21 protein-coding genes are annotated in these 21347 nt (G+C 73.9%); 10 read left to right on the top strand and 11 right to left on the bottom strand.

The features are described from left to right. Window positions 1-33: 33 nt before the first annotated feature. From ACIF8S_RS21525 to ACIF8S_RS21505, 5 genes are all read right to left on the bottom strand, one after another. Entirely contained in the window at window positions 34-966 is a 933-nt protein-coding gene (locus ACIF8S_RS21525; RefSeq protein WP_400000916.1) for a hypothetical protein, read from the bottom strand. Window positions 967-1080: 114 nt separating this feature from the next. Next, entirely contained in the window at window positions 1081-1980 is a 900-nt protein-coding gene (locus ACIF8S_RS21520; protein ID WP_400000915.1) for a DMT family transporter, read from the bottom strand. A 128-nt stretch (window positions 1981-2108) separates the two neighbouring features. Next, entirely contained in the window at window positions 2109-2624 is a 516-nt protein-coding gene (locus tag ACIF8S_RS21515; RefSeq protein ID WP_400000913.1) for an NUDIX domain-containing protein, read from the bottom strand. A gap of 134 nt (window positions 2625-2758) precedes the next feature. Then, window positions 2759-2977, bottom strand: coding sequence for a hypothetical protein (locus tag ACIF8S_RS21510; RefSeq protein ID WP_024887730.1), 219 nt, complete (start codon window positions 2975-2977; stop codon window positions 2759-2761). Window positions 2978-3040: 63 nt separating this feature from the next. Beyond that, on the bottom strand, window positions 3041-4225 hold the full coding sequence (locus tag ACIF8S_RS21505; protein WP_400000911.1) for an FAD-dependent monooxygenase: 1185 nt from the start codon (window positions 4223-4225) through the stop codon (window positions 3041-3043). Between the two features lie 199 nt (window positions 4226-4424). Here ACIF8S_RS21505 and ACIF8S_RS21500 point away from each other — a divergent pair, with 199 nt between their 5' ends. After that, window positions 4425-4640, top strand: coding sequence for a hypothetical protein (locus tag ACIF8S_RS21500; RefSeq protein WP_145828293.1), 216 nt, complete (start codon window positions 4425-4427; stop codon window positions 4638-4640). Window positions 4641-4780: 140 nt separating this feature from the next. On the opposite strand, the gene ACIF8S_RS21495 is transcribed toward ACIF8S_RS21500, so the two are convergent. After that, complete coding sequence (locus ACIF8S_RS21495) at window positions 4781-5779, bottom strand: aldo/keto reductase (RefSeq protein ID WP_400000909.1); 999 nt, start codon at window positions 5777-5779, stop codon at window positions 4781-4783. Between the two features lie 134 nt (window positions 5780-5913). Between ACIF8S_RS21495 and ACIF8S_RS21490 the strand changes: the two genes are divergently transcribed. Then, complete coding sequence (locus ACIF8S_RS21490) at window positions 5914-6771, top strand: helix-turn-helix transcriptional regulator (RefSeq protein WP_400000907.1); 858 nt, start codon at window positions 5914-5916, stop codon at window positions 6769-6771. Between the two features lie 367 nt (window positions 6772-7138). After that, window positions 7139-8473, top strand: a complete 1335-nt coding sequence (locus tag ACIF8S_RS21485) for a hypothetical protein (RefSeq protein WP_400001217.1) — start codon at window positions 7139-7141, stop codon at window positions 8471-8473. Between the two features lie 87 nt (window positions 8474-8560). Here ACIF8S_RS21485 and ACIF8S_RS21480 read toward each other — a convergent pair whose 3' ends face one another. Next, window positions 8561-9163 carry a DUF998 domain-containing protein gene (locus ACIF8S_RS21480; protein WP_400000905.1) on the bottom strand — a complete coding sequence of 201 codons (603 nt, stop codon included), beginning with the start codon at window positions 9161-9163 and terminating at the stop codon, window positions 8561-8563. A gap of 232 nt (window positions 9164-9395) precedes the next feature. Here ACIF8S_RS21480 and ACIF8S_RS21475 point away from each other — a divergent pair, with 232 nt between their 5' ends. Both ACIF8S_RS21475 and ACIF8S_RS21470 read left to right on the top strand, forming a co-directional pair. Beyond that, complete coding sequence (locus ACIF8S_RS21475) at window positions 9396-10226, top strand: alpha/beta fold hydrolase (protein ID WP_400000904.1); 831 nt, start codon at window positions 9396-9398, stop codon at window positions 10224-10226. Then, the gene (locus ACIF8S_RS21470; protein ID WP_400000902.1) at window positions 10211-11206 is read left to right on the top strand and encodes an alpha/beta hydrolase; all 996 of its coding nucleotides are present in this window, start codon (window positions 10211-10213) and stop codon (window positions 11204-11206) included. The genes ACIF8S_RS21475 and ACIF8S_RS21470 overlap by 16 nt, the downstream gene beginning before the upstream one ends. 86 nt (window positions 11207-11292) lie before the next feature. Here the strand turns inward: ACIF8S_RS21470 and ACIF8S_RS21465 are convergent, their stop codons facing one another. Continuing rightward, complete coding sequence (locus ACIF8S_RS21465; protein ID WP_400000900.1) at window positions 11293-11904, bottom strand: TetR/AcrR family transcriptional regulator; 612 nt, start codon at window positions 11902-11904, stop codon at window positions 11293-11295. 109 nt (window positions 11905-12013) lie between these two features. Here ACIF8S_RS21465 and ACIF8S_RS21460 point away from each other — a divergent pair, with 109 nt between their 5' ends. From ACIF8S_RS21460 to ACIF8S_RS21450, 3 genes are all read left to right on the top strand, one after another. Beyond that, the gene (locus ACIF8S_RS21460) at window positions 12014-12562 is read left to right on the top strand and encodes an ester cyclase (RefSeq protein ID WP_400000898.1); all 549 of its coding nucleotides are present in this window, start codon (window positions 12014-12016) and stop codon (window positions 12560-12562) included. An 88-nt stretch (window positions 12563-12650) separates the two neighbouring features. Further along, the gene (locus ACIF8S_RS21455) at window positions 12651-13637 is read left to right on the top strand and encodes a GlxA family transcriptional regulator (protein WP_400000897.1); all 987 of its coding nucleotides are present in this window, start codon (window positions 12651-12653) and stop codon (window positions 13635-13637) included. A gap of 110 nt (window positions 13638-13747) precedes the next feature. Beyond that, complete coding sequence (locus ACIF8S_RS21450) at window positions 13748-14386, top strand: HD domain-containing protein (protein ID WP_400000896.1); 639 nt, start codon at window positions 13748-13750, stop codon at window positions 14384-14386. Window positions 14387-14392: 6 nt separating this feature from the next. Here ACIF8S_RS21450 and ACIF8S_RS21445 read toward each other — a convergent pair whose 3' ends face one another. Beyond that, on the bottom strand, window positions 14393-14677 hold the full coding sequence (locus tag ACIF8S_RS21445) for a DUF1540 domain-containing protein (protein WP_349796939.1): 285 nt from the start codon (window positions 14675-14677) through the stop codon (window positions 14393-14395). Window positions 14678-15074: 397 nt separating this feature from the next. Further along, window positions 15075-15818 (bottom strand): FadR/GntR family transcriptional regulator, encoded by a 744-nt coding sequence (locus ACIF8S_RS21440; RefSeq protein ID WP_400000894.1) that lies wholly within the window; start codon window positions 15816-15818, stop codon window positions 15075-15077. Window positions 15819-15926: 108 nt separating this feature from the next. On the opposite strand from ACIF8S_RS21440, the gene ACIF8S_RS21435 reads away from it, so the two are divergent. Then, complete coding sequence (locus tag ACIF8S_RS21435; protein ID WP_400000892.1) at window positions 15927-17663, top strand: IlvD/Edd family dehydratase; 1737 nt, start codon at window positions 15927-15929, stop codon at window positions 17661-17663. Between the two features lie 60 nt (window positions 17664-17723). Next, on the top strand, window positions 17724-18947 hold the full coding sequence (locus ACIF8S_RS21430) for a fumarylacetoacetate hydrolase family protein (protein WP_400000890.1): 1224 nt from the start codon (window positions 17724-17726) through the stop codon (window positions 18945-18947). Between the two features lie 21 nt (window positions 18948-18968). On the opposite strand, the gene ACIF8S_RS21425 is transcribed toward ACIF8S_RS21430, so the two are convergent. Beyond that, window positions 18969-21347: a beta-glucosidase gene (locus tag ACIF8S_RS21425; protein WP_400000888.1), complete on the bottom strand. Its 2379-nt coding sequence runs from the start codon at window positions 21345-21347 to the stop codon at window positions 18969-18971.

Genomic DNA, 21347 nt, shown 5'->3' with positions numbered 1-21347 from the left:
CCGCACCGGAAGGCGCACGCGGCCAGGCGGAGGTCAGCCGCGGGGCCAGTCGTGGTTGCCTGTCACCTCGCGTGCGGTGCGACGCCATTGGTCCGCCCCTCCTGGCAGGGGCCAGAACCATGTGGGCTGTTCCGCGGTGTTCAGGTCGTGGAGAAGCCGGACGAGCTGGGGTCCGGTGGCGGCGGCGCCGTCCGGCACGGTGGGGCCGTGGACGGCGCGGAGTCGGGAGAAGCGTGCCAGTTCGTCCTCGTAGTAGCTCACCGCCTCCTCGATGCGCGCGGTCAGGTCGTCGCGCGGCACCGTGCGGTGCAACTGCAGCACGGGAGGTTCGACGGATTCGGCGATCGCCGCCGCCAGACGTGCGTGGCCGTCCAGAATCAGATGACAGTCCAGTCCGCTGACCCACCACAACAGAACGGGCGGGAGCATCCCTTCACGGGCCTGCTTGCGGTACGCCTTGACCCTGCTGTCGTCGGCGTCAGGCATGGGCCTTAGCGGGAGGACCTCCCAGGAATGCGCATGGTGGAACCAGTCGATGCCGCCGTCAGGATGGCCGCCGACGAGCATCGACCTCCAGTGCTCGGCATGCGACACCTCGGCGTGGTCCCAACGGCTCAGCGGGCACTCGACCGAGAGCAGCCACCGGCCGTCGTGCAACGGGCTGTCCGGCGCGTCCACGAGGTACTGCGCGAAGCGGTGTGCCCACCGTTCCCGGCTGCCCGCCAGGGCTCGTCCCGCGTCGGCGCGCAGGGGCGGGACGCAGGGGCGGTACGCGTCGGTGCGCCAGAAGTCCACGCCCTGCAGCTGTTCACCGACGACCGCGAGGAGGACAGGACGCGACAGCTGGGAGATCAGCAGTCGCGCTCCGGCGTTGAGCACGCACAATCCGGGCCGGCGGCGCTCCTCCACGTCCAGGGACACGCCCACCCATGTGCCGTCGGCCTTCGTGACCTCACTGCGCTGCATGGCGAGAGCGTAGAGGGCCGGACGTACCCACACAGCGGCACCTTCACCGACGACGACGTCGGCCCGCTCCGACGCCACCCCGCCCCGGCTCGCCCGCCAGGGCACGGCGCTCGGCTAGCGTGCCGTTTCCGTGCCGGCGGGTGCGGGGTCCTCGGTGGTCAGGGCGCGGGCCATGGGGAGGCGCGACAGGGCCAGTACGCCGGCGGCGATCAGGGCGGCGCCGAGGATCTGCGGCACCAGCCACCAGCCGGTGCGGACGTACTCGGCGAAGACGGTGATGCCGAGCGCGAGGCTCACGCCGGCGTCGCCGAGGGTGAGGGCCGGCTGAGAGGCGACCAGGGGGCCGGACTGCATCGCGTTCTCGAGGAAGAACAGGGCGCCCACGCCGAAGAGGGCGAAGCCGTAGGTCTGCCAGGCGGTGAAGAAGGCGGCGGCGCCCCCCTCGTCGAGGGTGTGCATGGAGGCCTTCATCAGCGCGGCTGTCGTGGCGTATCCGATCGCGGCGGCCAGTCCGAAGCAGGCGGCGCGGCCGCGGCCCTCGGGGCGGCGCAGCGCGGCGAGCACCAGCGCGGCGATCGCGGCGGTGCACACGATCAGGGCGGGGATCCAGTGGGTCATCGGCACCTGGGTGCGGTTGCCCCCGGGCGAGGCCGCGAACAGGACGACGGCGAGCCCTACGACGACCGTGCCGACGGCCGCCCAGCCGGTCCGGGACAGTCCGCCGCGCAGCACCGCCGTGGCGATGACGAGGGCGAGCGGCAGTTCCAGGACGAAGAGCGGCTGGACGATCGTGATCGGTCCGGTGGCGAGCGCGACGGCCTGGCAGACGCCCGCGGTGACGACGGCGACGATGCCGACGAGCCACACGGGGCGGCGCAGGAGGTCGAGGATCAGGCCGGCCCGGAGGGTCTCGGAACGCGGCACGGTCAGGGCGGCCTTGCGCTGGAGCACGGTCGCGAGGGCGTTGCTGAGCGCGGCGCCCAGGGCGAACAGGACCGGCACCAACATGTCCATCCTCCGCGACGACGAGACGGCCCGCCCCCGGTTCCTGCCATGGTGACCGCCCGGCCGACCGCACGCGAACGCGGACGTGGCACGGAGGGGCCCTGCGCCCCTGGTGAGGGGCGCCCGTTCCGGTGGTCTCATGCGGCGGGGGCCGGGCCGCTGCGGCGGCGGAGGGCCGTCCAGCGGTCGTAGGCCTCGCGGGCGTCGGGGACGAACCTCTCGTCCCGCACCAGCTCGGCGAGCCGGGGCTCCGTCAGCCAGTCGTACCAGGCGATCTCCCGCGGGTCGGGGCTGACGGGCCCGGTCACCACGACCTCGTGCAGCCCCAGCCAGTACGGGCTGATCACGCCCGCGCACCGGAAGGTGAGGACGAGGGCGGGGCGCGCCCGCACGCCGAGCTCCTCCGCCAGCTCGCGGGCGGCGGCCTCCTCGTAGGTCTCGCCGGGCTCCGCCGCGCCCCCGAGCATCCAGTTGAGGCCGCCCGGGAACCGCGCCACGCCGTCCGGCCTGCGGTGTACGAGGATCCGCCCCCGTGTGTCCCGGCAGACGACCGTCGCCACGCGGTGCAGCCACCGCCGGCGTACTGCCTCACCTCTGCTGACGAGGCCGACGACCCGATCGTCCTCGTCCACCCGTTCGACCATCTCCGTCATGGCCCCATCGTGCCGGAGGCGGCCGGCGCGCCGGGACCGTCACCGGGCCGGTCGCCCGGGTGGGGGTCGCCCGGGCCGGGTCACCCGGGTGGGGTCGCCCGGGCCGGGTCGCCCGGGTGGGCCGACGGCGCCCGTCATTCGTAGTGCCAGGCGTCCGGGCCGCCGCCGCGCCATTCGACATGCGGGGACTGCCGCATGAAGGCGTCGTCGACGTCCTCCATCCCGGCCAGACGAAGGAACTCCACGACGTCCAGGAGCCCGTAGGCCATGCCCAGGAAGTGCGGGCCCGCGCGGACACGGCGGCCGCCGTCGTCAGCGGGCGGGTAGATCACGATGGGCAGGTCGCTCGCCATGGGTCCAGCGTGCCCGGGGCGGCAGGGGCGCGCATGCGGCACGGCCGCCCTGCCAGGACGGGGTCAGCCGCTCGCCAGGCTCGGCCGGGGGACGGGCTGACCTGGGAAGGAACCGTCCCCGAAGAGGATCCGGCGCGCTGCGGCCCGGCCCGGGGGTGTGCGCAACAGGGTGAACGCCGCGGTGGTGGCGGCCGGGGTGCGTATGCGGGCGAGGCCGGTGCGCAGCGCCAGCCGTCCGCGGAAACGGGAGCGCAGCGCGGCTCCGCTGTAGTGGGTCAGCGCGTGCGGGGTCCCGGTGCGCAGGGCGTCGTCGAGGACCTCGGCGGCCAGCTCCGACAGCCGCAGACAGGGGTCGAGGCCGCCGGCGGTGAGCGGGGAGACCGCGCCCGCCGCGTCCCCCACCAGCAGTCCGTCCGCGCAGCCGATGCGGCGCAGCACACCGCCGACGGGGATCGGTCCGCCGCGCCGCTCGACGGTGCCGGTCCGCCGTACGCCGTCCAGCCCGGGCGCGCGGGCCACGAAGCGCCCCATGGCCCGGCGCATCCCGTCGGGGAAGCGGTCGGCGTAGCCGGCGACGCCGACGTGGGCGTGCTGCCCGTCGTTGACCACCCACGCCAGGTATCCGGGGGCGAACCGGGGGTCGAGCACGCAGTGGAACGCGGGCTCTTCGCCGTTCGGGGACACCGGGAACACCTCCTCGGCTCCGATCAGCATGTGGCGGTTGCGGTCGAGGCCGAGGTCGCGGGCGACGCTCGACCGGGCGCCGTCGGCACCGACGACGTAGCGCGCGCGGACCTGGAGCGGCCCCGCGCGGCCGCTCAGGTGGCAGACGCCGTCCCTCCGTCCGCCGTAGCGGGTGCCCAGTGCGAGGCGCACCCCGGCGCGGACGGCGGCCTCGGCGGAGGTCTGGTAGAGCCCGGCCATGTCGCCCACCCGGAACTCGTCCCGGTCGCTGACCAGCTCGACGGGGCGGCGCATCCCGGGCGGGTAGAGCAGCATGCGCCGGATCGGCGGTCCGAGGTGCTCCTCGGGCAGCGGGAAGTCCTCGAGGGTCTTGCGCACGAAGATCCCGGTGGTGCGGATCGCACCGGCCAGGGTGGTGCGCCGGTCCACCAGGAGCACCTCGTGGCCCCGCCGGGCGAGCAGCGTGGCGAGGTGCAGCCCGGCCAGCCCGGCGCCGACGACCAGGACGTCGGTACGGGCCGTGCCGGTGAGGGACGGGCGGGAGGCGGGGACGGCTGAGGGCATGGGAACACTCCAGGGACGGCGGCTGCACACCGATCGAATGACGATCGGAAGCTATCGAATTTCGATAGGTGCGGCAAGTGGCGGTCCCGTAGCGCGAGGGGCCATCATGGTGGTGGCAGGCCGTGTCGGGCGGCCGTTCCGGGCGGCGCCGGCCCTCCCTGGGCCGAGCGGCGCCTTCCCGATGGACAAGGAGTACGGCATGCCCACGGACTCGGTCGAGCGTTTCCTCACGGCCCTGGACCCGGAGCACCGGGAGGCCGTCGGTACGAAACCGCGCGAGGAGCAGCAGCGGCTCGCGGACGCCTGGGAACGGGAGTTGGCGGACGACACCGAACTCGACACGCTGGACGAGCTCTCCCCGCCGGCCGCCGAGGCGGAGGCGGCCCGCCGCGTGCTGCGCCTGGAGGCGGGGTAGGGGCGGTGTGTCGTACGCCTGGGGAGCGGGGGGCCGCCGTGTCACCTCCCTAGGGGTAGGGGCGGGGTGGAGGCCGCCGTCCGACCCGGCCGGTGGCTCACCCCTCGACCCTCACCTCCAGTACCGGCACCGGCACCAGTTCAATTTCCCACCCCGAGACCGGACATGAGCGCCGCCGGGTAGCGGTCGCCGCGGGCCGAGCCGGGCGGCACCGCCTTCTCGATCTCCGTCAGGTCGTCCGCGGTGAGCTCCAGGTCGAGCGCGGGCAGCGCCTCCGCCAGCCGCTCGCGGGTACGGGCGCCGACGAGCGGCACGATGTCCTCCCCCTGCGCCGCCACCCACGCGATGACCAACTGGGCGACGGTGCACCCCTTCGCCTCGGCGACCCGGCGCAGGGCCTCGACGAGGGCGAGGTTGTGCTCCACGTTGCCGGCCGAGAACCGGGGGCTCGCCGCCCTGTGGTCACCGTCCCGGCCGGCGCGGTCCGCCGACCAGTGCCCGGAGATGAGCCCGCGGCCGAGGACGCCGTACGCGGTCAGGCCGATGCCGAGCTCCCGCAACGTGGGCAGGATCTCCGCCTCGACCGCGCGCGAGATCAGCGAGTACTCGATCTGCAGGTCGGCGACGGGATGCACGGCGTGCGCCCGACGCACGGTCGCGGCATCGACCTCGGAGAGGCCGAGGTGCCGTACGTGACCGGCGTCGATCAGCTCCTTGACCGCGCCCACGGTCTCCTCGATCGGCACGTCGGGGTCCCGCCGGGCGGGGCGGTAGATGTCGACGTGGTCGGTGCCGAGCCTGGTCAGGGTGTGGGCGAGGAAGTTCTTGACCGCCGGAGGGCGGCCGTCGGCACCGCCGAAATCCGTGGCGGACGGCCCGCGGAGCATGCCGAACTTCACGCTCAGCCGGTAGCTGTCCCGGTCGCGGCCGCGAAGGGCCTCGGCGAGCAGAAGTTCGTTGTGGCCCATGCCGTAGAAGTCGGCGGTGTCGATCAGCGTGACGCCGGCGTCCAGCGCGGCGTGCACGGTGGCGATGCTCTCGGCGCGGTCGGCCTCGCCGTACGCCCCCGACATGCTCATCGCGCCGAGACCGAGCGCGGAGACCTCCGGTCCGGTGCTGCCCAGAATCCTTGTACGCATCGTGTGCTCCCTTTGTCGTCCTGTCGTCGTCCGCCACCCACTGTGTGCCGGTGGCGCGGCCGGCGGGAGCGGAGTGTTCATCGTGGGAGCGCCGCTCCCTGGCTCGACGCCGGGTCGGGCGGGACCATGGACGCATGGAACGTGAGCAGCTCGCCGACTTCCTGCGCCGCCGTCGTGAGGCGATCCGCCCCGCCGAGGTCGGTATCGCCGAGGGCGCCCGGCGCCGCACGCGCGGACTGCGCCGGGAGGAGGTGGCGATGCTCGCCGGCATGTCGGTGGACTACGTGGTCCGGCTGGAGCAGGGCCGCAGCAGTCAGCCGTCGGCCCAGCTGCTCGTCGCGCTGGCCCGCACGCTGCGCCTGTCCGACGACGAACGTGACCACCTGTTCCACCTGGCCGGCCACCGGCCTCCGCCCGCCGACGGCACGGCGCGGCTCGCCCGGGCCGGTCTGGTGCGCATGCTCGACCTGCTCGGCGACACCCCGGCCCTGGTGCTGTCCGATCTCGGCGAGGTGCTCGCGCAGAACCGCGCGTCGGCGCTGGTCGGGCACCTCACCGGCTTCCGTGACGACCGCCGGTACATGATCTACCGCTGGTTCACCGACCCGGACGTCCGAGCCGTCTGCCCTCCCGAGGACCAGGAGCACGCCGCCCGCAGCATGGTGGCCGACCTGCGTGCCGCCGCCGGACGCCGGGCGGGCGACCCCGCGGTCGCCGGGCTCGTCGAGCGGCTGCGGGCCGCCAGCGCGGACTTCCGCGCGCTCTGGGCGGAGCACGAGGTCGCGGTCCGGCGCGCGGACCGCAAGACCCTGCTGCATCCCCGCGTGGGCCCGCTGCGGCTGGACTGCGAGACCCTGGTCACCCCCGACCAGAGGCAGCAGCTGCTGGTGCTCACCCCGGCGGACGCCGAGACCCGCGAGCGGATGGAGCTCCTGCGGGTACTCGGCACCGAGGAGTTTCCCACGGGGGCGGCGGACCACGGCGGACGGTGACGGGCCTGGCGCCCCAGCGGCCATGGGCCGAGCGGAGTTGCCCAACCGCCGAGCAGTCCTCCGGCCAGCGGCCCTGCGCTCCAGCGCTCCTGCGGCCGACAACCAACGACCAGCGGTCCGGGTGCGCAGTCCTGCGGTCCGGGCGTCCCGCGGTCTCGCCGCCAGTGGCCCAGCGATTCTGCAGTCTCCGGCCCTGCGGTTCTGCAGTTCTGCAGTTCTGCAGTTCTGCAGTTCTGCAGTTCTGCAGTTCTGCAGTTCTGCAACCAGCAGTCTCGCAGAGCCCAGCGGCCAGCGGCGATGCTGCCAAGTTCCGGTCAACGCCCGCGCGCTCAAATCCGGTTGAGCGTGATGGTGGTCGGTGGACAGGATGCTGTCCATGTTCTCCCGTTTCTCGCGAAGCGACCGCCGTCCCTCCTCCCCCGACCTCGCCGAAGCCTGGGAGTGCCTCGACTCCGGCGACGTGCCGGGCGCACTCCGCCGGCTCCGGCAGGCCGGCTCCGCGCCCCTCGCGGAGGTCGCCCGCGTCGTCGGACGCGCCGCCCGGGCGGCCGGGTTCGACGACCTGCGGACGGCCGCCTCCACGCTGGCCGCGCACCCGGACCGGCCCCAGGCCCTCTACGACTACGGGTACGCGTGCGTCGAGCGCGGAGTGCCCTACCTGGCGGTCCCCGCCCTCCGGGAGGCGCTGCGCCTGACGCGGGGGTCCACCGCGGTGCTGCACGAACTGGTGTCGGCGTACGAGGACGAGAGCCGGCACCGGGAGGCCGCCGACGCGCTGCTCGCCCACGAGGAGGGCCTCGCCGACTGGCCGGACCGCTACCTGCTGGTCCACAACGCCCTCCTGGCCGGCGACGTGGCGCAGGCACGCCGACAGCACGCGCTGCTGGCCGCGCCGGAGGACGACCGCTGGGCCGGGGCGCACGACCGGCAGAACCGCATGCTCGCGCGCGCCGCGAGCGCGGAGAAGGCGGGCCCCCTGGACGGCACGGACCTGCGCGGCTGGCAGTACGTGATGGGCGGCACGGTGCTCGCCACACTGTCCCCGTACGGGTTCGACGCGGGGATGACCGGCCGGTACGCCTGGACCCAGGACACCCACGGGCAGTGCCTGCTCGGTCTGTCGCGCCTGCGGGCGGTGCTCGACGCGGCCGGGGTGCGGGCCCGCTCGGTGTCGTTGCTGCCGGACCGCGACAGCCGGATCCTGGGACTCGCCGCCGCGGAACTGCTCGGCCTGCCCGCGGAGCCCTTCGAGGCGGCGCGGCGGGACACCGTCGTCGTCGCCCACGACCTCCGCGTGACGGCCGGCCACCCGCAGGGTCCGGCCGTGCTGGAGCAGTTGGCGCACCGGGCGCCGGGGCAGGTGCTGCACGAGCACGCGAGCTGCTGGACCGACCCGCCGCCGGTCGCCGCGGACAGCGTGACGTTCCTGCACCAGTCGGTCGTGGCCCCGTGGGCCGCGGGTCTGCGGCAGAGCGCGGACGGCGGCGTGGAGGAGGGCGAGCCGGACGGGCGACCGGAGGAGGAGATCGCCGCAGACGTCGTGGGCGCCGATCCGGAGCCTGACGAGGGTGACGGGGCGACCCCCGCGGACCCGGTCGAACGGCTCACCGCGTTCGTCTCGGCCGTGCGGGACGCGTGGCTGCGGGGCGACCGGGACGGGGTGCGGTCGAGCGGCCCGGTGCGGAGTTCGCGGTTCGTCTGACGGGCGGGCCTCTCCCCGTCGGCGGCCGGCGCCGCCCGCCTCGTCGGGAGCCGCCCGCCTCGTCGGGAGGTGCCCGTACGCCGCGCGTCACGCGGTCGACCGCTCGCGGTCCGTGCGGTGGCGCAGGCACGAGGTGACGACCACGAAGGGCCAGAGCGACTGGACGGCGGTCACCACGCGTTCGGCGACGCCCGCCATGCCGTGCCGGTGCATCTCGATGAGGAACCACGCCGCGCCGGCGACCATCAGCGCCGTCACCGCGAGCGAGGGGGTGGGGCGCAGCGCCCACGGGGCGGTGCGGCGGCCGTCGACGGCCAGGACCGGCCACAGGGCCAGCAGCACGAAGCCGACGGCCGCCACCGATCCGTGGCCCAGCGAGCCCCCGCTGCTCGGCGCGGGCACCAGGGCGACGGCCAGCGCGGCCACTCCCCCGCCGGCCAGCGCCGCCCGCCCCGCCGCAGCGGCCGCGCGCAGCCCCCACGCGGTCAGCAGATGACACACGCCCAGGGCGATGAACGCCCCCGTCATCACCCAGGAACCCGAGGCGCCGTAGGCCGCCAGGACGCTGATCGTCTGAGTTTCGTGGTCGTAGGCGGATCCCTCCAGCGCCGCCGCGATCGCCCAGCCCGCGATCAGCAGTAACGGCGCGAGCCCCGACGAGAGCAGAACCCACCTCGGAACAAGCAGCATTGGACCAGGATAAGGAACGAACCGGCACCTAACGACCGCTAGTTCGTATACCGGAAATGCCCCGAGATGAGCGGTTCGCGACTTCGGCGTAAGGTGATTGCCGTGCATTCGGCCGCGGCCCCAGGGCCCCGGATGCAGTCCCTCCGGTCGCCGGAATCCGCCCGCGTGCCTGCCGTGCGTCGGGATTCCGCACGATCCGGCCACCTCAGCACCATCACGCGGAGGAACACCCATGGGCACGGTGACGACATCTGACGGGACGACCATCTTCTACAAGGACTGGGGCCCACGCGACGGCCGGCCCATCGTCTTCCACCACGGCTGGCCGCTCAGCGCCGACGACTGGGACGCCCAGATGCTGTTCTTCCTGGCACAGGGCTACCGGGTGATCGCCCACGACCGGCGCGGCCATGGCCGCTCCGAGCAGACGGCGGACGGTCACGAGATGGACACCTACGCCGCCGACGTCGCGGCGCTGGCCGACGCCTTGGACCTGCGGGACGCCGTGCACATCGGGCACTCCACCGGCGGTGGCGAGGTCGCGCGGTACGTGGCGCGCGCCGAGCCGGGCCGGGTGGGCCGGGCGGTGCTCGTGAGCGCGGTGCCGCCGGTCATGGTCAAGTCGGACAGCAACCCGGGCGGCACGCCGATCGACGTCTTCGACGGGTTCCGCTCCTCCCTCGTGGCCAACCGCTCCCAGTTCTACATCGAGGTGGCTTCGGGCCCGTTCTACGGCTTCAACCGGCCGGGCGCCGAGGTCTCCCAGGGGCTGATCGACAACTGGTGGCGGCAGGGCATGACGGGCGCGGCCAACGCCCACTACGAGTGCATCAAGGCCTTCTCGGAGACCGACTTCACCGAGGACCTGAAGAAGATCGACGTCCCGGTGCTCGTCATGCACGGCACCGACGACCAGGTCGTCCCCTACGACGACGCGGGGCCCCTGTCGGTGAAGCTGCTGAGGAACGGCACCCTCAAGAGCTACGAGGGCTACCCCCACGGCATGCTGTCGGTGCACCCCGACGTCCTCAACGAGGACATCCTGGAATGGCTCACGTCGTAGACGGCGGGAGCGGCCCCTCGGCGGCGGACGTGGAGCTGTCCGCCGCCGACTACACGGAGCGGACGCACGCCGTCCTCGCGGCGATGGCGGCCGGCGGCGGAACCGGCCGCCGGCCCGCCGACGCGGCCGAGGCGCGTGCCGACCGGACCGTGCCCGCACTGGCGGGGCCGGCGCCGGACACGGTCGCGGTGACCCCCGCGACCGTCCCCGGCCCGGCCGGCCCGCTGACCCTGCGCGTCTACCGGCCCCGTCACGCCCGCACGCCGGGCGCTGGTCTCGTGTACCTGCACGGCGGCGGGTTCGTGGTCGGCGGACCGGACAGCCACCACGGCGCGCTGTGCGCCCTGGCCGACGCGACGGCGCATGTGGTCGTCGCCGTGGACTACCGGCTGGCGCCGGAGCACCCGTTCCCGGCCGCCGTGGAGGACGCCGAGGCGGCGACGCGTCATGTCGCCGCGCACCCGGGGGACTTCGGGATCGACGCGGGCCGCCTGTCGGTGGCCGGTGACAGCGCGGGGGCCACGCTGGCCGCGGTGGTGGCCCAGTCGTCGCGCACGCGCGGCGCGTCGTATCTCGCGCACCAGGTGCTCATCACCCCGCTCACCGCCTTCCCGCCCTACGTCGACACCGCCAGCAGGCGCGAACTGGCACAGGGGTACTACCTCACCGGCGAGCTGCTGGACTGGTACGCCGAGTGCTATGTGCCCGACGCCGCCGACCGGGGTGATCCCCGGGCGGCCCCGGGGCTGGCGACGGACCTGCGCGGGCTGCCGCCCGCCACCGTGATCACCGGAGGTCTCGACCCCCTGCACGACGAGGGCGAGCGGTACGCCCGCGACATGGCCGCCGCCGGGGTGGACGTACGGGTGCGGCGGCTGCGGGGCGCCTTCCACCTGCTGTGGCTGGCGACGGCGCTCGCTCCCGCCGCTCAGGCGGAGGTGTTCTCCCTGGTCGACGAGCGCCTCGCCGCCGTGAGTTGAGGTCCGTCAAGCCTTTCCGCCCGTCGGCCGTCGCCCGTCGGCCGTCAGCCGTCAGCCGTCAGCCGTCAGCCGTCAGCCGTCAGCCGTCAGCAGAGCGTGGCGGTGGCGGTGCGGCACAGGAACCGCTCCGCGCGCTCCCACGACCAGCCGTTCTCGACGACCAGGGTGCGCCAGCCGGACGGGCCGAACCAGAACCACAGCAGGTCCGCCGTCTCCTCCACCGGCGTCGGCGGGCGCGGCGTGAGGGTGTCCAGGTGGCGGGCCACGTCACCCAGCGCGCGGCGGTACTCCCCGGTGGCGCGTTGCCACAGTTCTCCGGCCTGCTCGTGCGCCGGGAGCGCCTTGCGGATGGCCTCGTGGACGACGAACTGCCCCTCGTTGCCCAGACGGGTGGCCGCCGCCAGCTCCCGCAGCAGGTCCCGTGGATCGGACATCGCGAGCAGACGCGTGACGGCCTCCTCGTGACCGGACGCCGTCACGCCCTGGTCGACGATCCGGTCCAGGATGTCGCTCTTGCTGCCGACGCTCGCGAAGACGGTCTTCGGGGAGACACCGGCCGCCGCGGCGATGTCCGCCACGGTGACCCGGCCGTAGCCACGGCCGGCGAACAGGTCGGCCGCGCATCCGAGGATCTGCTCCTGGGTCCGGGCGGCCGCCTGCCGGCGCAGCGGAGAGGCGTAGGCGCGCTTGGTTGCCATGGCGTCACTCTAGCCTGCGGTTTCACCTTCAGGTCACCCTTAGGATATTGATTAGGTTCGCAGTAACCTCAAAATGTCTGGCAACGCAGGGAAGGCGCGACTCATGGGCATGGATCCCAGAGAACTGGCACGCGGACTCTTCCGCGTCCTGGAGACCGGTGACGCCGCACTCGCCGCGGACGTCGTCCACGACCGGTTCAGCAATCGCGAGGCGGACGTCGCCCCGGCGGCGTGCTCGCTCAGGGGGCGAGCCGGCGTCCTCGCCTCCTCGGCATGGCTGCGCGGCGCCTTCGACGGGCTGCGCTTCCCGATCGACGACATCGGTCACGACGGCGACCGGGTGTGGGTGCGGCTGCGGATGCAGGGGCGTCACACCGGTCCCTTCGTCCGGTTCCGCGACGGCGCGCTCGACCAGGCGGTGCCGCCCACCGGCCGGGACGTCGACTTCGAGCAGATCCATGTCCTCGACCTGCGCGACGGTCTCGTCCTGCGGCACGAGGCGGTGCGCGACGACGTGACGATGCTGCAGCAGCTGGGCGTCTTCCCGCCCACCCCCGGGGTGGCGCTGCGTCTGGCCGGCTGGAAGGTGACGGGACGTGCCGCACGGGCGGCCGAGGACATCTCGCGGCGTGCGGCGGAGGCGGCCGCGTCGGCGTGACCGGACGGCGCACGCCGACGACGGGAGGAGAATGCGGGTGGGCGGGCCGTCGCGGGGGCGGCGGCCGTGAGCGGGTGGAGTGAGGCGGATGGAGCGGCGGCAGCACCGCGTCGGCATTCTGGTGTTCGACGGGATGAAGATGCTGGACCTGTCCGGTCCCGCCGAGGTCTTCAGCGAGGCGAACCGCTTCGGTGCCGGCTACCGGCTGAGCATCGTCTCGGTCGGCGGGAAGGCCGTACGCTCCTCGATCGGTGTCCAGGTGCCCGCCGGCGCGGACGCCCTGGACGCCCCCGCCTTCGACACCCTGCTGGTGGTCGGCGGTGACGCGCTGCCCACCTCCCCCGTCGACCCGGATCTCGCCGCGGCCGCGGCGGACCTGGCCCCGCGGGCGGGCCGGGTCGCCTCCATCTGCACCGGCGCCTTCGTGCTCGGCGCGGCCGGTCTGCTCGACGGCAGACGGGCCACCACGCACTGGCAGCACACGGCGCTGCTGGCCCGGCGACACCCGGGGGCCCGGGTGGAACCCGACGCGATCTTCGTCAGGGACGGCACCACGTACACCTCGGCCGGGGTCACCGCGGGCATCGACCTGGCGCTGGCCCTGGTGGAGGACGACCACGGGCCCGACCTGACGCGCGACGTCGCCCGGTCACTGGTGGTGTACATGCAGCGGGCGGGCGGACAGTCGCAGTTCTCCGCCTCCCTCCAGGGCCCGGCACCGCAGACCCCGGTGCTCCGGCTCGTGCAGGACGCGGTGCAGGCGGATCCGACGGCCGATCACAGCCTGGAGGCGCTCGCGACGCGCGTCCGGGTGAGTCCCCGGCATCTGACCCGGATGTTCCGCGCGGAACTGGGCACCACCCCGATGAAGTACGTGGAGCTGATCCGCTTCGACCTGGCGAAGGCCCTGCTGGACGCGGGGCACAACGCCACGGAGGCGGCGGCCCTGTCCGGATTCCCCAGCTACGAGAGCCTGCGCCGGGCCTTCGCACGCCATCTCGGCCTGTCCCCGACCCGGTACCGGCAGCGCTTTGCGACCACCCGGGCGGACGGGGCGCGCGGCCCGCGTCCCTGACAGGCCGGGTGTCCGTTTTCGAGGGGTTGTCGGCCGTCCCTGAGCGGACGCGGAGGCTCCGGGGCCGCAGGGTGGAGGTGTACCGGTCACCACAGCCCCAGGAGGCAGTCATGAGTGAGACGATCGCCGGGATCACGGTCCCCGACAGCAAGCTGGCGCAGGCCGCCACCGATCTGATCCGCGACACCACCCCGCCGCTGATCTTCCACCACTCCCGCCGGGTGTTCCTCTTCGGCAGTCTGCAGGCGGCGGCGCGCGGACTGCGGCCCGACCCGGAACTGCTGTACGTGGCGGCCATGTTCCACGACACCGGTCTGGTGACGCCGTACCGCAGCGACGACCAGCGGTTCGAGATGGACGGCGCGGACCAGGCCCGCGCGTTCCTGCTGAGCCACGGGCTGTCCGCGGGGGACGCCGAGAAGGTGTGGACGGCCGTCGCGCTGCACACCACCCCGGAGGTGCCCTACAAGCTGGCGCCGGAGATCGCGGCCACGACGGCGGGGGTGGAGACGGACGTGCTGGGCCTGCACCTGGACAACGTCACGGCTGCCCAGATCGACGAGGTCACCGCGGCCCACCCGCGCCCGGACTTCAAGCGCCAGATCCTCCAGGCGTTCGCCGACGGCTTCAAGCACCGTCCGGACACGACCTTCGGCACGGTGAACGCGGACGTGCTGGAGCACTTCGTCCCGGGCTTCCGCCGCACCGACTTCGTGGAGGTCATCCAGAACTCGGCCTGGCCCGAGTAGACGCCCTCACTGCCGCGCGTAGGTGAGGCAGTCGACCTGCTCGTGCTCGTACCCGACGGAGATGGCCGGTGCGTGGCACTCCAGCCCCGAGTTGTGGCGGCAGTCGGCCATCTTGCACGCGCCGACCCGGCCGGTGGTCGACGGTTCGCCGCCGTCCAGGTCGGCGCCCATGAAGGTCTCGCAGACGGGGCTGTCGAGGTCGCCCACGGTGATCGCCGCGGCACGGCAGGCGTGGTCGTGGTTGTAGGCGCAGCTCTCGGCGGCGCATTCGCTGATGACGGGCAGTTGCATGACGGGTGCTGCCATGATCGATCGCCCTTTCCGTGATCTCGTACGGACCGGTCGCCGTGGTGGTGGCCGGCCCGGGGCGCGGTACGCCACCGCCACGGTCGGCGGGCTTGGGGCGGCGGGTCCGTCCGAGCCGGCGGCTCGCGCGACGCTCCCTTCCTGTCTTCCACTGTCCGCGACGGCGGGGGGCGGCGCACGTCGGCGGGGCGTGGGGGCTTGGAGCAGCGACCGGGAGCCGGGGAAGCGGCGCCGTGGGGGGGTCGGCGCCGCTCCGTCACGGGCATCTCGCGCAGGCCGCCGCCGCAGGAGATCCGGCCGGCCTCCGGCCCCGGGCCGGCCGTCCCCCGCGCCGGGGCGGACGGGCGGGCCGGACGGTCCTCGGGACGGGCAGGCCGGACGCTCAGCCGGGGTCGGCCGGCAGGCCGGGTGACCGGGCGATCTCCTGGCCGGCGGCCTCGATGACGGCCAGCACGGCGGCCGCCGCCGCGTCGGGGTCGCGGGCCTCGACGGCCTCCACGACGGCGCGATGGCCCGGCAGCGAGCCCTCCACCGCGCCCGGGGTCTGGGTGCTGATCACGAAGCTGTGCTCCAGCGCGATCTCCACGGCGCGACCCAGCGAGCCGAGGAGACGGTTGCCGCCGGCGTCGAGCAGGGCCCGGTGGAAGGCGATGTCCGCCTCGACGTAGCCGTCGCGGCCGGGGGACGCCGCCGCTTCCTCCATGGCGGCCAGCGCGTCGTACAGGACGCGCACGTCCTCGGGGCCTCCCCGCTCGGCGGCGAGCCGGGCCGCCTCGGGCTCGACGATCCTCCGCAGTTCGCCCGTGTCACGCAGCAGGGCCGCCGCGTCCTCGGCCTGCTTCCAGCGCAGGACGTCGGGGTCCAGGTGGTTCCAGTGCTCCGGAGGCAGCACGCGCGTGCCGGTGCGCGGCCGTACGTGCAGCATCCCCTTGGCCACCAGCGACTTGACCGCCTCCCGCAGCACCCCCCGGCTGACGCCGATCCCGGCCGCGAGCGCGTCCTCCACCGGCAGCGGGTCGCCCGGCGCCCACGCGCCGCCCACGACGCGCCGGCCGAGCTCGTCCATCACGCGCTGATGCATGGTCGGGAACTTCGTCATGATCTCCGCTCGCCCTCTGGACGCCATTCATCGAATCATTTAATGATTGTGAGCGCCAGGGTAGCGGGGCCGTACCCGGCAGCGCCCTTTCGCACAGCGGGCGACCGACGACGCCGGAGCCACGGGAGTGAGTACATGACCGACGACCGGAGCACCGACCGCCGCAGTCAGGCGTGGTTCGGCGCCGGCGGACGCAGCGGGATGCTGTACCGCTCCTGGATGCGCAACCAGGGCTTCGGACACGAGGTGTTCGACGGGCGTCCCGTCATCGGCATCGCGACCAGCGCCTCCGAACTCGCCCCGTGCAACGCCCATCTGACCCGCGTCGCCGAGGCCGTCAAGCGCGGGGTGTGGCAGGCAGGCGGCTTCCCGCTGCAGTTCCCCACCATGGCCACCGGCGAGACGCTGATGCGCCCCACCGCCATGCTGTACCGCAACCTCATGGCCATGGAGGTCGAGGAGCTGATCCGGGCCAACCCGCTCGACGGCGTCGTCCTGCTGTCCGGCTGCGACAAGACGACCCCCGCCATGCTCATGGGCGCCGCGAGCGTCGACCTGCCCGCGGTCATGGTCACCGGCGGGCCGATGCTGAACGGCAAGTACCGGGGCCAGGACGTGGGTTCGGGCACGCATGTGTGGAAGTTCGAGGAGGACCTGAAGACCGGGCGGATGACCGAGGAGGAGTGCTTCTTCGCCGAGGGCTGCATGGCGCGCTCCAACGGGCACTGCATGACGATGGGCACCGCCTCGACGATGGCCTGTGTGGCCGAGGCGCTCGGCATGCAGCTGCCGGGCTCGGCGGCCTGGCCGGCCGTCGACTCGCGCCGGATGGAGACCGCGCAGGCGGCCGGCCGGCGCGTCGTGGCCATGGTGGAGGAGGAGCTGCGGCCCTCGCGGATCCTGACCCGGGAGGCCTTCGAGAACGCCGTCCGCGTGAACGCGGCCATCGGCGGCTCCACCAACGCCGTCATCCACCTCACCGCCCTCGCCGGGCGCGTCGGTGTGAAGCTGGACCTGGGGGACTTCGACGAGCTGGTCCGCGCGGTACCGACCCTGGTCAACCTGATGCCGAGCGGCACGTACCTCATGGAGGACTTCTGCTACGCGGGCGGGCTGCCCGCCGTCATGGCCGAACTCCTGGGCGGCGGGCTGCTGCACGGTGAGCCGGTCACCGTCACCGGACGCACGGTCGCCGAGAACACCGGCGGTGCCGAGCGCGTCGACTCCGACGTCATCACCCCTCTCGACGCCCCCTTCCAGCCGGCCGGCACCGGCATCGCCGTCCTGCGCGGCAACCTGTGCCCCGACGGGGCCGTGATCAAGCAGTCCGCCGCGTCACCGCATCTGCTCACCCACCGCGGCCCCGCCCGTGTCTTCGACTCGCCGGAGGCGTACCACGCGGTCGCCGACGACCCGGACCTCGACGTCGACGAGAACACCGTCATCGTCATCCGCAACGCCGGCCCCAAGGGCTACCCCGGCATGCCCGAGGTCTCCAACGTGCCGCTGCCCGCGAAGCTGTTGAAGGCCGGAGTCACCGACATGGTGCGTGTGTGCGACGGCCGGATGAGCGGCACCGGTTACGGGACGGTGGTCCTGCACGTGGCGCCGGAGGCCGCCGTCGGCGGGCCGCTCGCCCTGGTGCGTGACGGCGACCCCGTCGTCCTCGACGTCCCCCGCCGCATCCTGCGCCTGGACGTCGACGACACCGAGCTCGCCCGCCGTAGGCAGGAGTGGACGCCGCCCGCCGAGCGGTACGCCGGCGGTTACACCTGGCTGTACACCCAGCACGTCGAACAGGCCGACCGGGGCGCCGACTTCGGCTTTCTGCGCGGCAGCCGCGGACACGAGGTCCCCCGCGACTCCCACTGAGCCGGGTCCTCCGCGACTCCCACCGAGCCGGCCACCTCGCCCTTCAGGAGTGCATCGACCGTGGAATCCACACCCGCGCGCCCCCGTCCGCACCTCACCGCCGGCTCCGTCCTCCCCGAGGACGCCGGCCGGGCCGCGCTCGTCGCGCGCGTCCACGACCCCGAAGGGGGCGGGCCGTGCGTGGCCGCGGTGCGCGGCGAGGACGTCGTCGACCTGACGTCCCTCGCCCCCACCGTCTCCGACCTCATGGAGCGCGAGGACGCGGCGCGGGTCGTCCGTGAGGCCGGCGGGGGGCGCGTCTGGCGTCTGGACGACCTGCTCGGCGCGCCGCCGGGACGCCGGGACGTGCCGCATCTGCTCGCCCCCGTCGACCTCCAGGTGATCAAGGCGGCGGGTGTCACCTTCGCCCGGAGCCTGCTGGAGCGGGTCATCGAGGAGCGGACGGGAGGGGATCCGGCGCAGGCCGCGCGGGTGCGCGCGCACCTCGGGCAGATGGTGGGCGGCAGGCTGGACGGCATCCGTCCCGGGTCGCCGGAGGCGGTCGAGGTCAAGGAGCTGCTCGTCGCCGAGGGGCTGTGGTCGCAGTACCTGGAGGTCGGGATCGGGCCGGACGCGGAGGTGTTCACCAAGGCCCCGGTGCTGTCCGCGGTCGGTACCGGCGCCGACATCGGCGTGCTGCGGGCCTCCGTGTGGAACAACCCCGAGCCGGAGGCGGTCCTCGTCGTGGACGCGCGCGGCCGGGTGCGCGGCGTGACGCTGGGCAACGACGTCAACCTCCGCGACATCGAGGGGCGCAGCGCCCTGCTGCTGTCCCGTGCGAAGGACAACAACGCCTCCTGCGCGATCGGCCCGTTCGTCCGGGTGCTCGACGAGAACTTCGGCCTCGACGCCGTCCGCGGGCTCGACATCGACCTGCGGGTCGAGGGTGCGGACGGTTACGTCCTGCGGGGCAGCAGCTCCCTGCGCGAGATCAGCCGTGACGTCCTGGACCTGGTCGCCGCCACGCACGGCGCGCACCATCAGTACCCGGACGGTTTCGTGCTGTTCACCGGCACGCTGTTCGCGCCGACCGAGGACCGGCACGCGCCCGGCGCGGGCTTCACCCACGCCCACGGCGACGTCGTACGGATCTCCAGCCCGCGGCTCGGCGCCCTGGTCAACACCGTCGTGCCGAGTGAGGAGGCCGCGCCGTGGACGTTCGGCGTGGGCGCGCTGATGCGCAGCCTCGCCCGGCGCGGCCTGCTGCAAGGCTCGCCCGGCGGGCCGGGGTGCGCGGGCCCCTGACGTACGCCGCGCACCCCGGGGTCAGCCGGCGAGCGGCTCCTGGACGATCGTGGTGTGGAGCCGCCGCGTGTGGTCCACCTGGCGCTCCGCCCCGGTCAGCGTGACCCGGGCCGTGAGGCGCGGGTCGGCGCTGGACGCGGCCAGCCGCAGTTCCAGTTCGCCCGGTTCGACGACGCGCCGGCCGTCGCGTCCGGTGAAGGAGGCGAGGTCGGCCGGGACGGTGACGCCGAGGCGCCGGGCCTCCCCCGGCTCCAGTGCGACCCGGGTGTAGCCGATGAGGCGCTGCACGGGCTGGACGACGGAGGCGACCGGGTCGTGCAGATACAGCTGTACGACCTCGGTGCCGGACCGCCCGCCGGTGTTGCGGACGGTGAAGGAGAGGGCGAACTCGCCTTCTGTCGTGGCTTCTCGCTCCTCCACGGTCAGGTCGGTCCAGTCGAACCGCGTGTAGGACAGTCCGTGACCGAAGGGGAACGCGGGGGTCGGGTCCATGCTGGACACCTCGCTGGCGTGCGCGAGCCGTGCCCCGAGGTAGGTGCCCGGCTGGGTGCCCGGGCCCCGTGGCACGCCGACCGGGAGGCGTCCGGAGGGGTTGACCCGGCCGCTGATCACCCCGGCGATCGCGCGGGTGCCCTCCTCGCCCGGGAAGAAGGACTGCACGATCGCCGCGGACTCCCGGGCCGCGCGGCCGAGGGCGTAGGGGCGTCCGGCCAGCAGCACGGTCACCACGGGCGTGTCCAGGTCGAGCAGGGTGTCGAGCAGTTGCTGCTGTGCGCCGGGCAGCGCCAGCGTCTCGACGTCGCAGCCCTCGCCGCTGGTGCCCCGCCCGAAGAGTCCCGCACGGTCGCCGAGCACCACCAGGACGATGTCGGCCTCGCGGGCCACCCGCGCCGCCTCGTCGAGCCCGGAGAGGTCCCCGTCGTCGACGCCGGTGCCGCGGGCGTGGGTGATCTCGGCGGCCGGGAACTCGGCGGCGAGCGTGTCGCGCAGGGTGGGCAGTTCGATGCCGAGGGGGGTGCCGGGGTGGCGGACGCCGATGTGCTGGGGGAAGGAGTAGCAGCCGAGGACGGCGGCGGCCTCGTCGGCGTTGGGGCCGATCAGGGCGATGCGGCGGGGCCGTTCCAGCGGCAGGGTGCCGTCGTTGCCGAGCAGGACGACCGCTTCCTCGGCGAGCGTGCGGGCCAGCGCGCGGTTGGCCGGGCCGTCCAGGTCGATCCGGCCGCGCAGGGCCTCGGGGTCGTCCTGGTCGATCTCGCCGAGGGCGGCGGGGAGGGGGTTCCAGTCCGGGTCGAGCAGCCCGAGGGTGACCTTCTGGGTGAGCACCCGGCGTAGGGCGCGGTCGACCAGCTTCTCCGGGACACGGCCGTCGGCGATGGCCTGGGTCAGGGGCGCCCCGTAGGTCTTGACGTTGGGCAGTTCGACGTCGATTCCCGCGTGCAGCGCCGTTCCGGCGGCCTGCGCCCAGTCGGCCGCGACGCCGTGCAGGGTCTTGAGGAAGGCGATGGCGAAGTAGTCGGCGACCACCGTGCCGTCGAAGCCCCAGGTGTCGCGCAACAGACCGGTGAGCAGGTCCTGGTCGGCGGCGGAGGGCATGCCGTCGGTGTCGGTGTAGGCGTTCATCACCGACCGGGCGCCGCCCTCGCCGATCGCCATCTCGAAGGGCGGCAGCAGGACGTCGGCGCGTTCGCGCGGTCCCACGGACGAGGGGGCGAGGTTGCGGCCGGCGCGGGAGGCGGAGTAGCCGGCGAAGTGCTTGAGGGTGGCGACGATCCCGGCGGACTCCAGACCCTGGACGTAGGCCGTCCCGATGGTGGCGACGAGGTACGGGTCCTCGCCGATGGTCTCCTCGACCCGGCCCCAGCGGGCGTCGCGGACGACGTCCAGCACGGGCGCGAGGCCCTGGTGGACGCCGACGGCGCGCATGTCGCGGCCGATGGCGGCGGCCATGCGCCGGACCGTGTCCGGGTCGAAGGCGGCGCCCCAGGACAGCGGGACGGGGTAGGCGGTCGCGCCCCAGGCGGCGAAGCCGGCCAGGCACTCGTCGTGCGCGAGTGCGGGGATGCCGAAGCGGTTGGAGGCGGCGATGCGGGCCTGTGTGCGGGCCAGGGAGAGCGCGCCCAGGGCGGGGTCGACGGGGACCGTGCCGAAGGGGCGGGTGAGCTGGCCCAGGCCGGTGGGCAGGAGCGCGTCGAGGTCGACGGGCTCCTCCATCTCGTGCTGGTGCGGGGCGACCTCGCCGCCCTCGTCGGAGGCGCCCACCCACACTCCGTAGAGCTGGGCGGTCTTCTCCTCCAGGGTCATCGCGTCGATCAGCGCGTCGACGCGGTCGGTGACGGAGGCGGTGGGGTCGTTCCAGAGCGGGAGTGCGGAGGTGTTCTCCGCGGCCACGTCGGCGTTCAC

The sequence above is a fragment of the Streptomyces sp. NPDC085937 genome (assembly GCF_044540535.1).
GTDB lineage: Bacteria > Actinomycetota > Actinomycetes > Streptomycetales > Streptomycetaceae > Streptomyces.
This window is presented reverse-complemented; position numbering and strand designations above follow the sequence as displayed.

Bases quoted from the DNA above. Each gene is read 5' to 3' on its own strand.
- ACIF8S_RS21525 (WP_400000916.1), bottom strand. From the start codon at position 966: ATGCAGCGCAGTGAGGTCACGAAGGCCGACGGCACATGGGTGGGCGTG.
- ACIF8S_RS21520 (WP_400000915.1), bottom strand. From the start codon at position 1,980: ATGGACATGTTGGTGCCGGTCCTGTTCGCCCTGGGCGCCGCGCTCAGC.
- ACIF8S_RS21515 (WP_400000913.1), bottom strand. From the start codon at position 2,624: ATGACGGAGATGGTCGAACGGGTGGACGAGGACGATCGGGTCGTCGGC.
- ACIF8S_RS21510 (WP_024887730.1), bottom strand. From the start codon at position 2,977: ATGGCGAGCGACCTGCCCATCGTGATCTACCCGCCCGCTGACGACGGC.
- ACIF8S_RS21505 (WP_400000911.1), bottom strand. From the start codon at position 4,225: ATGCCCTCAGCCGTCCCCGCCTCCCGCCCGTCCCTCACCGGCACGGCC.
- ACIF8S_RS21500 (WP_145828293.1), top strand. From the start codon at position 4,425: ATGCCCACGGACTCGGTCGAGCGTTTCCTCACGGCCCTGGACCCGGAG.
- ACIF8S_RS21495 (WP_400000909.1), bottom strand. From the start codon at position 5,779: ATGCGTACAAGGATTCTGGGCAGCACCGGACCGGAGGTCTCCGCGCTC.
- ACIF8S_RS21490 (WP_400000907.1), top strand. From the start codon at position 5,914: ATGGAACGTGAGCAGCTCGCCGACTTCCTGCGCCGCCGTCGTGAGGCG.
- ACIF8S_RS21485 (WP_400001217.1), top strand. From the start codon at position 7,139: ATGCTGTCCATGTTCTCCCGTTTCTCGCGAAGCGACCGCCGTCCCTCC.
- ACIF8S_RS21480 (WP_400000905.1), bottom strand. From the start codon at position 9,163: ATGCTGCTTGTTCCGAGGTGGGTTCTGCTCTCGTCGGGGCTCGCGCCG.
- ACIF8S_RS21475 (WP_400000904.1), top strand. From the start codon at position 9,396: ATGGGCACGGTGACGACATCTGACGGGACGACCATCTTCTACAAGGAC.
- ACIF8S_RS21470 (WP_400000902.1), top strand. From the start codon at position 10,211: ATGGCTCACGTCGTAGACGGCGGGAGCGGCCCCTCGGCGGCGGACGTG.
- ACIF8S_RS21465 (WP_400000900.1), bottom strand. From the start codon at position 11,904: ATGGCAACCAAGCGCGCCTACGCCTCTCCGCTGCGCCGGCAGGCGGCC.
- ACIF8S_RS21460 (WP_400000898.1), top strand. From the start codon at position 12,014: ATGGATCCCAGAGAACTGGCACGCGGACTCTTCCGCGTCCTGGAGACC.
- ACIF8S_RS21455 (WP_400000897.1), top strand. From the start codon at position 12,651: ATGGAGCGGCGGCAGCACCGCGTCGGCATTCTGGTGTTCGACGGGATG.
- ACIF8S_RS21450 (WP_400000896.1), top strand. From the start codon at position 13,748: ATGAGTGAGACGATCGCCGGGATCACGGTCCCCGACAGCAAGCTGGCG.
- ACIF8S_RS21445 (WP_349796939.1), bottom strand. From the start codon at position 14,677: ATGCAACTGCCCGTCATCAGCGAATGCGCCGCCGAGAGCTGCGCCTAC.
- ACIF8S_RS21440 (WP_400000894.1), bottom strand. From the start codon at position 15,818: ATGGCGTCCAGAGGGCGAGCGGAGATCATGACGAAGTTCCCGACCATG.
- ACIF8S_RS21435 (WP_400000892.1), top strand. From the start codon at position 15,927: ATGACCGACGACCGGAGCACCGACCGCCGCAGTCAGGCGTGGTTCGGC.